Origin of the sequence: Pseudodesulfovibrio profundus (assembly GCF_900217235.1) — a bacterium.
Classification (GTDB): domain Bacteria; phylum Desulfobacterota; class Desulfovibrionia; order Desulfovibrionales; family Desulfovibrionaceae; genus Pseudodesulfovibrio; species Pseudodesulfovibrio profundus.
Window position 1 is genome coordinate 3,074,477 of sequence record NZ_LT907975.1, and the last position, 12,656, is coordinate 3,087,132.

Here is a 12,656-nt window from a genome sequence, read left to right on the forward strand (position 1 = left end):
ATTGGAGATCACTATGTTCAATGATGTGACATTGAAGACAAAACTCTTGGGTGGTTTTGGGCTGATTCTGGCCTTGCTGCTGGCTGTCATGGGAATCTATCAGTTCTCAATGAGTAGTGCCGTAAGCGAGTTCGACAGCCTCATTGATAAGGAAGTACGTATTGAGACATTGGCTCTTGATGCCGAAATAGCCATGCTTGAGTGCCGCCGAAACGAGAAGGATTTTCTTCTCCGCAAGGATATGAAGTACACCGGCCAACTCAAGGAGAATCTCGCCAAAGTCGTTGATAACGCTCAGTTGATCGAATCACTGGCACGAGATATCGGCGAGGCTGATCTTGAATCCAAGGCCCAATCCATCAAGGCTTCTGCTGCACAATACGAAGCAGCGTTCAACTCATTGGTTGAAGCGTGGCAGCGTCGCGGATTGGACCATGAATCCGGGCTTCAGGGAGCGTTTCGTTCCGTGGTTCATGATGCAGAAGAGGCATTTTCCAAGCATCAGGTGCAGGATCTGTATCTTGACCTGTTGCTTATGCGACGTTGGGAAAAGGATTTTGCGCGCACCAATGATGCAAAGTATACGCGTCGGATGCTGGCAACCATGGAGTCTTTTCGACAGGAATTGGCAGATCGAACCGAAAAGGATGCGAAGCTGACCGCTGTCGAAAGTGGATTCAACAGGTATGTCGCCGCGTTTGATCTATACAGAAACACCTTGTCCGAAGGGGCATACGAGTCGGTTCGGGATGCTGCTCATCAGATGGAAGAGCCGCTCAAGCAGTTATTTGTGCCAGACGTCAAGGGGCTGCTTCTGATGGTCCGTCGTGGCGAGAAGGATTACCTTCTGCGTGGTAGCGACAAGTACGTGGGCAGGACCAATGCAAGCCTCGACAAGCTGGTGCAAGCATTCAAGGATTCCGATGCTGCTCCTGAGTACGTGGAGAATGCCGTGCGGATGGCGGATGCCTATCGTCAGTCCTTTGAGGCTTTGGTCGCAGAGGATACGCGCATCAAGGGCATAATCGGCGATATGCGTGCTGCCGTCCATGCCATTGAACCGGAAGTCAATGCCATTGCTGCCTTGGCAAAGGAGCTGGTCGAGGCCAAGGTCATATCAACGGATGACAACGCCGAGACAAGTGGCATTGTGGCCATGACCATCGGCTTTATCGGTATCTTCCTTGGTATTGGTGTAAGTATACTGATCACGAGAACGACTCTCCGTGTTCTTGGTAAGGACCCCATTCAGTTGGTGAATGTGACCAAGCAGATTGCTGCAGGAAAGCTGGGTGTGCGGTTTACTGGCAACTTCAGCCCGGATTCCGTGTATGGATGCATGCAGGCCATGGTCAATCAGCTCAATCGTACCCTCAATGAGGTGTCGATGGCTGCGGCAACGGTCGCTTCAGGCGCGGAAGAACTATCTGCAACCGCTGAGATCGTATCGGAAGGCGCCAATTCTCAGGCCGGTAATGTGCAGGAGATTTCCTCAAACGTTGATGAAATGGTCGCCAGCATCACCCAGAATTCGGAAAATGCCGCAGTGACCGAGTCCATCTCGAATCAGGCCCGCGAGGATGCCGAAAGTGGTGGTGAGGCTGTTGCCGGAACCGTTACTGCCATGCGTGATATTGCCGATAAGATCAGCATCATTGAGGAAATTGCACGCCAGACCAACCTGCTGGCACTGAACGCCGCCATCGAGGCCGCTCGTGCCGGTGAGCAGGGCAAGGGGTTTGCCGTCGTGGCAGCCGAGGTTCGCAAGCTGGCCGAGCGAAGCGGTAAGGCGGCTTCCGAGATCAGTGAACTCTCCAGCAACAGTGTGGCCGTGGCTGAACGGGCCGGTGACATGCTCCAGAAGATGGTGCCCGACATCCAGAAGACATCGGAACTGGTTCAGGATATTGCCGCAGCCAGCCATGAACAGTCTCAGGGTGTCAACCAGATCAACGCCGGTGTCAGTCACCTGGATTCGTCGGTGCAACAGAACGCCTCCGCATCCGAAGAGTTGGCTTCGACATCCGAACAGTTGGCTGCTCAGGCGCAGCAGTTGCAGATAGCCATCAGTTTCTTTGAGATGGGGGATGTTGCTCCTAAGCGGAGAGAACCGGTCGGAGCGTTGCCTCCATCCGATGATGACGATGAGTTCAGTCGGTTGTAATTAAACCAGAACAAGGCCCGCCGTGAGAATCACGGCGGGCCTTGTCATTTGCTTTGTTACGGGCGCTTACTTCAGCTCCGCTGAGGAAGACCGCCATGAATTCTGGCCGGACAAGCTGTCGGATATCTGCCCACGGAATGAAAACGGTCTGTTCTCCCGCCGCATAGGGGGCCACCTGATAGTGTGCGAAGTGAAATGTCATTCCCTCATCACTGACCAGAAAATCTTCATAATTGCTCAGCACCGGCGTGGTGCCGTCCAAGAGCATATCTTCGGCTGTCCACTCCTTGAGTTTGTCCCGTAACTGCTGACGAACCATTGGGGTGATAGCGTGAAGCCCCTGTTGCGCATCAGTAAAGATATCGCTCAAAAAGACCTGCTGCCCTCTGCCCATTTCAAATAACCATGTGACGGGCCAGTGATTGCCGTGTGCGCCACCGGTATACACGGAGACATGCAGCAGCACCGATGCCAGGCGACCATTCGCCGCGCTCTGCACTGCATAACGGGTGTCCATGGTGTAGCGATGGGGAAAATCGGTCAGATCGTGGTCGGGGTGGATCAACTTGAACTTGTTGAGTCCGTTGAGCACGGCGTCGCGAATGGTCCGTGTGGCCTCCTCCGAGCAGAGGACCGGGTAGTTGACGTTGATATCAAAGCCGGTTGTTTCCTCATCTATTATCACCGAATCAACCAGAGCCGGGGAGCAGGGGGCATCGGTCGCACAGGGACTGGCAGCAAGGGCCGGACAGGTTATCAGGAGGATGAAAAAGCAATAGAAGATGGTCCGCACGGATTATCCTTTGTTTTGATCAAGTAACAATTTGTACTGGCCCCAGGCAGCCTGTCCCAGAGAGATGCAGGCGTCATTGGGTGGCACATGTTTGTGTGTCAGCGGGATGAGGCCGGTTGCACGCAGGGCTTCGGGCAGTTCTTTTGCCATGGTCAGATTCTGCATGACACCGCCGGAAAGGGCTACGTGGTGGATATCGAGCACCATGGAGAATGAGTAGGCAATTTCCGCCAGCCCGTTGATCAGCCCTCGATGGAAGCGGCGCGCTATGACCGGCACAGGAACACCGCTATCCAGATCGTGCAGCACCGCCCTGATAAGCTCATGGGTGTTTAGGGCAACCGGGTCTGCAGAGGTCAGCGGGCATGGATACGCGCCGGTCTCCTGCATGTCCTGTACTTTCTCCAGTCGGATGGCAGCCTGTCCTTCGTAGGTGATGGTATTTGCCAGCCCACACAGGGCGGCCACAGCATCAAACAGCCGTCCGCAGCTTGAGGTCTTGGGTGTATTGATTTCCTTTTCAAGCAACTGGGGAAGAAATTTCGACTCCTGCGTAAAGTCCTTGAGCCAGGGCCATTCATAGCTTCCCGGCTCGGTGATGCCCAGCTCCCACAGCGCGGCCTGTGCGATGCGCCATGGCTCACGAACAGCGGTCTCTCCACCGGGAAGTCGTATGTGGGTGAAGTGGGCCAGACGTTGATGTTCCAACTCTTCGGGCATGACCATCAGACATTCGCCGCCCCATATGGTGCCGTCCTCGCCCAGACCGGTGCCATCGAGCGCCAGTCCGATGACCGGTTCGGTAAATTTGTTTTCAGCCAGTACCGCGTGGATATGCGCGTAGTGGTGCTGGAGTGTTTCAACCGGAATGCCACGCTCCTTGCCCAGATCATCGGCCAGCTCGCTTGTCATGTAGTCCGGGTGCAGGTCGCGGACGATGAGTGACGGTTTGACTTGCAGGATGTCTTCAAGGTGCGCGTGTATTTCCTTGTAGAATTCGAGGGTTTCAAGGTTCGTCAGGTTGCCGATATGCTGGCTAGGAAACGCCTGATCGCCTTTGGTCAAGGTCAGGGTGCATTTGAGTTCCGGGCCGGTACCCATGACCGTATCAGTGGACTGCGGCAGAAAAACCGGAGCCGGTGCGAACCCGCGTGCACGGCGCATAAGGACGGATTCGTCACTGTCAGGGACGGTTCTGACTACGGAGTCGTCGGTACGGATCAGGATGTCGCGGTTATGGTGGAGAAAGAGATCGGCTATTTCCTGCAATCGATCAAATGCTTCGCGGTTACCCAGTGCGATAGGTTCCGAGGAAAGATTGCCCGAAGTCATGACCAGCGCCGGGATGTTGGATGCGGCCTTTTCGGCAAAGTCGCCGAGCAGCACGTGGTGCAGCGGGGTGTAGGGGAGCATCAGGCCGATGAAATTGGTGTCTGGGGCAACGAGTTTGGACAGGGGGAAATTCTGTTGTTTTGCTGCGAGAACTATGGGCCGCTGCATGCCGGTCAGCCATTCTTCCTCATGGGGGCCGATGTGGGCCAGTTCCCGCGCAATGTCGAGATCGGGGACCATGACCGCCAGCGGTTTGTCCGGGCGATGTTTGCGTTGACGCAAGGCCGATACCGCCCTGTCGGAGCGGGCATCGCAGACAAGATGAAATCCGCCAAGCCCTTTGACTGCGGCTATTTTCCCTTCGGCTAGTTCACAGGCCAGCCTGCGGACCGATTCATCGCCCTGGGCAATCATCACCTGTGCATTGTCCGTCAGCCAGACCTTGGGGCCGCAGCGGGGGCAGGCGTTGGGCTGGGCGTGGAACCGTCTGTCGAGCGGGTCGTCGTATTCGGCCTGGCACTCCTTGCACAGCGGGAAACAGGCCATGGACGTATGCGGGCGATCATAGGGAATGGACCGCGTGATCGTGTACCTCGGGCCGCAGTTGGTGCAGTTGGTAAAGGGGTAGCGGTGTCGCCTGTTGGCAGGGTCGTTCATGTCCGCCATGCAATCAGGGCAGGTGGCAACATCGGCGCTGATGAGCACGGAATGCCCTTGGCCGCCGGTCGATTTGAGGATGATGAATCCTTCTTCGCCTTCCACTACCGGGATGGATTCCATATCAAAGGTCACGATCCGTGCCAGGGGCGGAATCTGCTCGGCAAGGTCATTGCCGAATTGCTCCACCTGCTCGACACTTCCCTGTGCCTCGATGATGACGCCTTCGCTGGAGTTGTTCACAGAACCTGTGATCCTGTTCTCCAGAGCCACCCTGTAGACAAAGGGACGAAATCCAACGCCCTGAACCTGTCCGGTTATGATGAAGCGGTGACGAAGAAAATTCATGAATTTGTCATAGCCCCCGAAGACAGTGAGTGCAAGGGGGGTAGCTATTTTTTGAAATATTTGAGGAGACTTCGCACTCGCCCTTTGAGGATGCGCATGATGTGGAAATCCAGTGGCCGCTCCTCGGACAGGATGAAACCGTCATGGGTGAACAGCTCGGGCTGCTCAAGTGGATAGCGTATTGATTCGGCGGTGGCTCCGTCCATGTCCCGGCTGATGGCTTCCTGCCACAGGGGTATCTGATCCGGCTGGAGTCCTAAAATGTGGTAGGCGGCGGTATCGATGGCGATGCCGCTGGATGAGGCGGTCAGCATGCCGAGTTCATATGGTTCGCCGTTGATCGGGCCATCCTTGTGCAGGGGATGAATCGCGTCCATAAGATGGCTGGCGTGTGGGAGTGCTTCGTATACATCCATGAGCATGGATCGGAAGACGTCGTGAGAGTGTCCAAGGCGGTTGTGGGCCACGGCTTTGCGAAATCCGACCACGCAGCCGAAGAGGTTCTTCACCGCGCCGGACATGGTCATCTGGCAGTGGACCTTGAGCTTTGGGATGTTGAGGATGCGGTCTGCTTCGAGTGCGTCCTGAGAGATGCCGATGGTGCCACCGCCAGTCAATTCCAGTGGGGTGGCTCGTTTCAAGGTCTGGACGGAAAGGCCCAGTTTTCCGAGCGGTTCGGTCAGTCCCGCCTTCCTGGCTACCTGAGAGGCCGGGCCATACCCGGGGGAATCGGCCACGGTCACGTGTGCGCCGCAATCCAGCAGGTAGGCGCAAGCCGCCTTGACCACCAATCCGTTGGAACAGCAATGGCGGGCGTTGGTGCCTGAAACGAGGTTGGGTTTGACCAGAATTCGTTCTCCCGGGGACGGGGTGAATCCGATCTCTTCAAGAAGCAGGGCAGTGGCGGAATCCAGCAGCGTGGATTCATATTCCTGTATGCGGGCGATGGCAACGGATGTGGTCATTGACCCATGGTACGTCATAGCTCCTCCCTTTTACAAGACAGAAGGCTTGCCTTTCCCGGAACTTGGAGCAATGATAGGGTATGTGTCCACTTATTTCTTTGAATAATTGCACGGTTACACGCAACGGATCGCGGCTTGTTGGACCGGTTTCCCTGACCATTGAGCGGGGAAAACACCTGGCACTCATCGGTGCGAACGGTTCGGGGAAAACCACGCTGCTTCGTCTGTTGCGTGGAGAATTTCCGCCGGATGGCGGTGGCATCCGCCTGTACGATTTCGGGGAGGGCGAGCAGTCATCCGCCCTAGGTCTGCGGCACCGTATCGGTCTGGTGTCGGCGGAGTTGCAGGAATACTATACGCTCCATGCCCCGCGTACCAGTGGCCGCTCCATCATTCTGGCCGGTTTTTTCGATACCCCCTTGCTGTATTCCACGCCTTCTCCCGAGCAGGAAGCTCAGGCAGACGCGATCATCAATACTCTTGGCATCCATGATCTGGCAGATGCTGACCTAGGCACCTTGTCCACTGGTCAGATGCGCAAACTGGTCATTGCCCGCGCTCTTGCTCCGCGCCCGGATGTGCTTTTGCTGGATGAGAGCATGGAAGGGCTGGACGCGGCTTCCCGCGAGGAAGTGCGGTCCCTGCTCGATAAAGCCGGGAACATCTCAACGTTGGTCTGTGCAGCCCATCGAATCGGGGATGTCCCTGAAACCATTAAACAGACCGTGGTCATTGAAGGCGGAACTGTGGTGGTATCGGGGTCTCGCCAGCACATCGTTGATCATCTTGGTGAACGGCGCATGGAACTGATGGCCTGTGATCTGCCCGACAGACAGTTGCGGGATACCTATGATTTCTTGCTTCGATTGCGCCATTGCTCGGTGGTTGTGGGCGGAACGCGCATTCTCCATGACATCAACTGGACCGTGCTCCCTGGTGAGAACTGGCTGGTGCTCGGTGCCAATGGGGCCGGTAAATCCACGCTGCTTAAATTGATCACCAGCGAAGTGGCTCCCTATGCCGACGATGACGACGGGATTGGCACTGTCGAGCGTCTTGGTGGGTTGACCGTGGACGAGGCCCGCCCTCGGATCGGGGTCGTATCCCCGGCCTTGCAGATCAACTATGCCCGTGAACTGGCATGGGAAGTGACGGCACTGGAAACCGTTCTGTCCGGGTATCGTGGTTCGGTGGGGATGCTGGATCAGCCCACGGATGAGGAGTTGGAAGGTGCCCGGAAGTGGCTGAAGCATGTGGGGCTTGATCATTTGTCGGAACGTCCCTTGCGGCGGTTGTCCTACGGCCAGCAGCGCCGTGTCTTTCTGGCGCGGGCCATGGCCCCGGCTCCGGCCCTGTTGCTGCTGGATGAGCCCATGACCGGGCTTGATGCCGCTTCTCGCGGCGTGCTTTTGGGCTTGCTGCAGCAGCTTGCTGAATCGGGCGTTCCGATCATCATGGTGACGCATCACGCCGAGGACCGCATCCCGGCCATCAACCGTGTCATGACCATTGAGAACGGTCGCCAGGCGTTCGTCGGTACGCTGGAAGAATACGAGAAGAGTGCAAGTCATTAATGGTTGTTGCCAAGTTTCTTCAGCAACGATACGATGCGTGTAGTTTTCAGACCCGGAGGTCAATGTGCGGCAGAACGGAACAGTAAGCTGGTTTAATGAGCAGAAGGGATTCGGCTTCATCACGGGTGATGATGGCGTGGACGTTTTTGTTCACTATACAGAGATCGTTCGTGATGGATTCCAGACACTGGAGCCGGGCGAAGCCGTGACGTATGAAGTGACCGGCGAAGAGGTGGGCCTGAAGGCACTCGACGTGCGACTGGTATCCGACGGCCCGCAGATCACCCGCCTGTAAACACGATGTTTCAAAAGCAAAACGCGCCCGCAAGATCAATTGCGGGCGCGTTTTTTTGTTCAAATTCTCTGCGGTTTACAGGCCGTGATCACGCATGTGGGCGTCAAGGACGTTATCCACTTTGACCTTCTTCTCCTCGATCTTGCCGGGTTTGATGGTATAGCGGGTGACTTCCCATTCGAGGTTGTCGATGAACTCCACATGCCCATACCCGTTTTCCGGGAGCAGTTCGCTGATGCCTTCGATGAAATCATCGATCATCAGGTAATTCCCTTCATGGTCCAGACGGAGCACATCCCCATCGTATTCCACCTGATCGAAAGGAATGGATTCTTTGATTTTCTCAAATATTTCTGGCGTAATGCGATGAAAATCGCCGTAAACTCTTACGTCGTCCATATGTACCTCTGTAATTCGGAGTTGTTTGGTCAGGAAGAATTAAGCACCGGAATTCAGGCGGTCAACCAGAAAATCGTATTTCGTTTGTAAATCGGCCCAGAGCTGTGCCTTGTTTTCGGTGCCTAAACGAACAAGTTCTTCGTCGCTGTACTTGGTGTCGAGCTTGTACTTGTTGCCCATGACATGGCCGATCTGTCGCGTGGTCTGAGACTTTGCCAGACTGGAGTGCTGAATGTGCCGAATGGCCAGTCCTCCGGCATACACGGCAGGCATGCCGCTCAGAGCGGAACGCAGGTCGCGGTCGAGGTCGTCGAATTGCGACGGGGTGTAGCGAAGGTCGAAGCCGCCCGCCTTATCCACGGCCTCCATATTGATCAGGTGACAGCAGCCGGAAACCGACAGGCAGGGCCGTTCATAGGTGAACATGCCTGTGTCGGGACTGCCGGCGCAGTTATCGAAAACGAGAACTCGATTGGGCAGTTGCCCCGGTTCGGTGGGCTTGGGCGGGGTCGGGAACAGATTGTAATCCGCTGATTGCAGCCCGTACGGAGGTGTGGCCGCAGTAATGCGGCAGCCTATGGCCCCGGCGTTGGGGTATTTTCCGGCAGTGCCGAGCAGATGGCGTAACCAGTTTTTGGGCAGCACGATATCGTCATCAAGAAATGCGGCCCATCGACAAGCCTTCACCCCGGGCAGGGCGAGGAGCCAGTTCCGTGCAGCCGGAGCGCCCACGTTCACGGGCAGGGTCTCGATGTGGAATCGCTCACTGCCGTATCGTTGTTGCGCCTCTTTGAGCACCTCGGGCGTGTGATCGGTAGAGCCGTTGTCGAGGGTAAAAATCTGCGCATTGCCGATGTCGCTTTCGGCCAACGATCGTAAGGTATCTGCCAGCAGATCCGCCTTGTTCCACGAATAGGCGAGGATGGCGACATCTGCGGTGTCGGCGTCCGTTCCACTTGGTGTCGGTTGAAATAGATCATGAAGCTTGAGCGTCAGGTTCACGTGCCACGGTATGGCTTTCCACAATCCGGCGAGCGCGCCCTTGGCCTCGCCCTGTCTGCCCATGCGTAGTAGCAGCTCGGCTCCGGCGTATGCCCGCCACATGCCCCATAGATCAGGATTGAGTGCCTCGACATGCTCGATCGCTCCAGCAGGCTCCAGACTGTGTAGCGCCCATTCCGCCTGCATGCGCTGCCTAAGGAGCGCGGCCGGACCCCATGCGACCATATCCAGTGCGGCTTTGCCTATTTCGGGCTGCCCAAGGTGGATCATGTCCTGCCAGCAGTGGTTCAGCCACGCCAATCCCTTGACCGGATGCCCCAGTGTGACCATCAGAAAACGGAGGATAAGTGAGCGGTCATCCTGCCGGACAAGGGCGTACCACGTTTCCATGGATTCGCGGTCGCTATCATCCAGTGGTGGGACAGCGGCCAGATACCGACACATATCCATAAAAGGAGCTGGAGCGTTCAGTCCTGAATCCGCGAATTGGCATAGCCACGCGGCCATGCCCGGAGTCAGCGGGTGGGCCTGCATTCCCCAGTAAGCCATGGCGCAGGCCGTGTCTGCGCATGCACGATCTTCCTTGCCCAGCGTGTGCAGGCCGCCAATGATGCCAAGGAGTGTTTCGGGCAGCCCCATGCCGAGGTGCCAGCCGGAGAAACGGTCCTTGAAAGCGGGGTGGATGCCGCGGGTCGGGGGCAATGGATTGTCGAATGTGAATTGGTGCATGATTTTCGATGAATAGCAGAAAACGCCATGCCCTGAAAGTAGCTGATGTTGACTTTCATCGAGTTGCCGCCTAGTTGAATATCATGAACGATTCTTTTGATTTCGCAGCAATGCCGGAAGATATTCGTCGGCACCTTCTTCTCGGGTTTTCCGGGAGACCCCATCTCCATGGCGCGGTGGAAGTGGTTTTGAACCATAGCCGTCGACCTGATGATCTATACGCTCGCATGGCTGCCGACATGCTTCTTGCCGCATGGGGCGAGAATCCCCTGGATGGCAATTGCGTAGCGGCTTTAGCCGGACGTATGGACAAGTTGCCTGCGGTGAGCAAGCGACTGCTGCCCGCCATCAAATCGGTCCTTGCCCACTGGCAGCCGGAGGTGACCCCCGAGGCGCAGGTTGCCATGCAGGGGAGCGGTTCCCAGCAGTTGACCTTCCTGCGCGATCAACTGCGTCATCAGCTGCGGAATCTGTTCTGGTGGCATCATTTGTATGAATACGCCCGCATACATGGTGACTGGCCCGCTTTTCGCGAGCAGATGTCCGAGGCGCAGGCACCCGAGGGCTTGGCGCGCGTGTTTTCCTGTGCGTTGGGCCATGCGCTCTTTGCCAAGGGAGACAGAAAGGCCGCGTCGGTTCTGTACGGTGATCTGCTTGCGAAGTTGCCGTTACCGATTATCGACGAACGTCTCGCCATGGCATGGTTGGGACGTGGGAAGATAGACGAAGGATTGCTGCTGCTTCAGCAGTGTGCAGCCTCTCGCCCATGGAATGTCAGCCTGCAACTCCGTCAGTATGAGTTGGCCGTGGATGGAGCGAATGCGCTGGCTGCTCCTGCCGGTCAGACCATGGTTCTGGCATACAGTTGGAACAAGGCGGATGATCTGGCTGCGACGCTGGATTCCCTTGTTCGATCTGACCTGGAGTCGGTACAGGTTCGTGTGCTTGATAACGGCAGTACGGACCGGACGCCCGAGGTGATCCGACAGTTTATCGATAAGTTCGGCTCGGATAAAGCGTCTGTGGTGACCATGCCGGTCAACGTGGGTGCTCCGGCAGCGAGGAACTGGCTGATGCACCTGCCGGAGGTTCGTGAATCGGAGCATGTGGCATTTATTGATGACGATATCGAACTCCCCGGCGACTGGCTCAAGCGGTTGGGTGCTGTGGCTTCGCGCTACCCCGAGGCAGGTGTTTGGGGATGCAAGGTTGTGGATTACCATGGCCCATCCCGCATGCAGTGCGGCGAACACAATCTTTATCCCGTTCCCGGCATGCGAAGGGAAACGCTGATGTCGACCTTGATGTTGCAGGACAGCGACTTCGGGCAGATGGATTATATGCGCCCGTGTGCTTCGGTGACAGGTTGTGTACATCTGTTTCGCACCTCGCGTCTGTTGCAAAACGGTGATTTCGACCTGCGCTTTTCTCCCACCCAGTACGATGATTTGGATCGGGACCTGCGCATGGTGCTCAGTGGTGGATATGCTGCTTACACGGGATTTCTGGCTATCCCGCACAAACGGCGATCCGGTTCTCTGAGCGAAACCGGCAAGCCCGAAGCTGGTGGGGCAACAGCCAATATGCACAAGCTGCTCGCCAAGTATTCGGACGGAGAATTCGAGGCCATGGCCAAGGTTATGGATGCGGTTTTGCTGGATGATGTGCAAAAAAAGATAAAAGCACTTGGCGAAAGCGGCACAAAGTTATAACGAGAAAGGGCTGGATATTTCAGAAATAATAATGCACATGGCATTGCTCCGCATGCCGGAGGCGTGTATTGGCAACAGAAATTTGCAGTAAGGAATCCATTTCATCGACATACAATTTCAAGGAGAGAACATGTCCAACGAGTCCTACACCTTGTTCAGCGGCGGCGCCCAGGGCGCGGAAGCACAGTTCGGCAAACTGGCCGAATACTACGGCCTCGGCGAAGTCAACTACACCTTTGAAGGGCATCGCATCGAGCGCGAACGCGGCGTTCGTGTACTCACGACCGAGGAATTGACCAAAAAAGACGTCAGCCTGACCTATGTCTCCAAGCTGCTCAATCGCCGCTTCACCAACGCGGAAAAAATGCGCAAGGTGCTCCAGACCGTCATGCATCAGATTGAGTCCGGCGATCAGATTTTCGTTGTCGGTACCATTCAGGAAGACGGCACCGTGAAGGGTGGAACCGGCTGGGGTGCGGAGTTCGCCAAGATTTGCAACAAGGACCTGTTTGTTTTCGGTCAGGTCAAGGACGGTTGGTTCAAGTGGGAGAAAGGCCAGTGGGTCGATGTGGAAGCACCGGTCATCACCTCCACGCATTTCACCGGAACCGGCACACGCTTCCTTGAGGACAACGGCAAAAAAGCGCTTGAAGAACTGTTTGCCCGTTCCTTCAAATAGCTAGCGA

10 protein-coding genes are annotated in these 12,656 nt (G+C 56.3%); 5 read left to right on the plus strand and 5 right to left on the minus strand.

What is annotated here, in order from left to right:
• Nucleotides 1-13 precede the first annotated feature (13 nt).
• On the plus strand, nucleotides 14-2,164 hold the full coding sequence (locus DPRO_RS14500; protein WP_157917495.1) for a HAMP domain-containing methyl-accepting chemotaxis protein: 2,151 nt from the start codon (nucleotides 14-16) through the stop codon (nucleotides 2,162-2,164).
• Here DPRO_RS14500 and DPRO_RS14505 read toward each other — a convergent pair.
• Genes DPRO_RS14505 through DPRO_RS14515 form a run of 3 tightly spaced genes read right to left on the minus strand, consistent with a single transcriptional unit; the run spans nucleotide 2,151 to nucleotide 6,259 of the window.
• Entirely contained in the window at nucleotides 2,151-2,957 is an 807-nt protein-coding gene (locus tag DPRO_RS14505) for a DUF3298 and DUF4163 domain-containing protein (RefSeq protein WP_097012702.1), read from the minus strand. The genes DPRO_RS14500 and DPRO_RS14505 overlap by 14 nt on opposite strands.
• Before the next feature lie 3 nt (nucleotides 2,958-2,960).
• Nucleotides 2,961-5,294 (minus strand): carbamoyltransferase HypF, encoded by a 2,334-nt coding sequence (gene hypF / locus DPRO_RS14510; RefSeq protein WP_097012703.1) that lies wholly within the window; start codon nucleotides 5,292-5,294, stop codon nucleotides 2,961-2,963.
• 44 nt (nucleotides 5,295-5,338) lie between these two features.
• The gene (locus DPRO_RS14515; protein ID WP_097012704.1) at nucleotides 5,339-6,259 is read right to left on the minus strand and encodes a DUF362 domain-containing protein; all 921 of its coding nucleotides are present in this window, start codon (nucleotides 6,257-6,259) and stop codon (nucleotides 5,339-5,341) included.
• Nucleotides 6,260-6,339: 80 nt separating this feature from the next.
• Between DPRO_RS14515 and DPRO_RS14520 the strand changes: the two genes are divergently transcribed.
• Both DPRO_RS14520 and DPRO_RS14525 read left to right on the plus strand, forming a co-directional pair.
• Nucleotides 6,340-7,833, plus strand: coding sequence for an ATP-binding cassette domain-containing protein (locus DPRO_RS14520; RefSeq protein ID WP_097012705.1), 1,494 nt, complete (start codon nucleotides 6,340-6,342; stop codon nucleotides 7,831-7,833).
• A 64-nt stretch (nucleotides 7,834-7,897) separates the two neighbouring features.
• Nucleotides 7,898-8,128 carry a cold-shock protein gene (locus tag DPRO_RS14525; protein ID WP_097012706.1) on the plus strand — a complete coding sequence of 77 codons (231 nt, stop codon included), beginning with the start codon at nucleotides 7,898-7,900 and terminating at the stop codon, nucleotides 8,126-8,128.
• A 75-nt stretch (nucleotides 8,129-8,203) separates the two neighbouring features.
• Here the strand turns inward: DPRO_RS14525 and DPRO_RS14530 are convergent, their stop codons facing one another.
• Nucleotides 8,204-8,527 carry a hypothetical protein gene (locus DPRO_RS14530; RefSeq protein WP_097012707.1) on the minus strand — a complete coding sequence of 108 codons (324 nt, stop codon included), beginning with the start codon at nucleotides 8,525-8,527 and terminating at the stop codon, nucleotides 8,204-8,206.
• A 39-nt stretch (nucleotides 8,528-8,566) separates the two neighbouring features.
• Entirely contained in the window at nucleotides 8,567-10,258 is a 1,692-nt protein-coding gene (locus DPRO_RS14535; RefSeq protein ID WP_097012708.1) for a glycosyltransferase, read from the minus strand.
• A gap of 83 nt (nucleotides 10,259-10,341) precedes the next feature.
• Between DPRO_RS14535 and DPRO_RS14540 the strand changes: the two genes are divergently transcribed.
• On the plus strand, nucleotides 10,342-11,970 hold the full coding sequence (locus tag DPRO_RS14540) for a glycosyltransferase family A protein (RefSeq protein WP_097012709.1): 1,629 nt from the start codon (nucleotides 10,342-10,344) through the stop codon (nucleotides 11,968-11,970).
• 130 nt (nucleotides 11,971-12,100) lie between these two features.
• Nucleotides 12,101-12,649: a hypothetical protein gene (locus tag DPRO_RS14545; protein WP_097012710.1), complete on the plus strand. Its 549-nt coding sequence runs from the start codon at nucleotides 12,101-12,103 to the stop codon at nucleotides 12,647-12,649.
• Nucleotides 12,650-12,656: the final 7 nt, after the last annotated feature.

Excerpts from the sequence above, each read along its gene's own strand:
- DPRO_RS14500 (WP_157917495.1), top strand. The coding sequence starts at position 14 with ATGTTCAATGATGTGACATTGAAGACAAAACTCTTGGGTGGTTTTGGG.
- DPRO_RS14545 (WP_097012710.1), top strand. The coding sequence starts at position 12,101 with ATGTCCAACGAGTCCTACACCTTGTTCAGCGGCGGCGCCCAGGGCGCG.
- DPRO_RS14515 (WP_097012704.1), bottom strand. The coding sequence starts at position 6,259 with ATGACCACATCCGTTGCCATCGCCCGCATACAGGAATATGAATCCACG.
- DPRO_RS14520 (WP_097012705.1), top strand. The coding sequence starts at position 6,340 with ATGTGTCCACTTATTTCTTTGAATAATTGCACGGTTACACGCAACGGA.
- hypF (WP_097012703.1), bottom strand. The coding sequence starts at position 5,294 with ATGAATTTTCTTCGTCACCGCTTCATCATAACCGGACAGGTTCAGGGC.
- DPRO_RS14535 (WP_097012708.1), bottom strand. The coding sequence starts at position 10,258 with ATGCACCAATTCACATTCGACAATCCATTGCCCCCGACCCGCGGCATC.
- DPRO_RS14530 (WP_097012707.1), bottom strand. The coding sequence starts at position 8,527 with ATGGACGACGTAAGAGTTTACGGCGATTTTCATCGCATTACGCCAGAA.
- DPRO_RS14540 (WP_097012709.1), top strand. The coding sequence starts at position 10,342 with ATGAACGATTCTTTTGATTTCGCAGCAATGCCGGAAGATATTCGTCGG.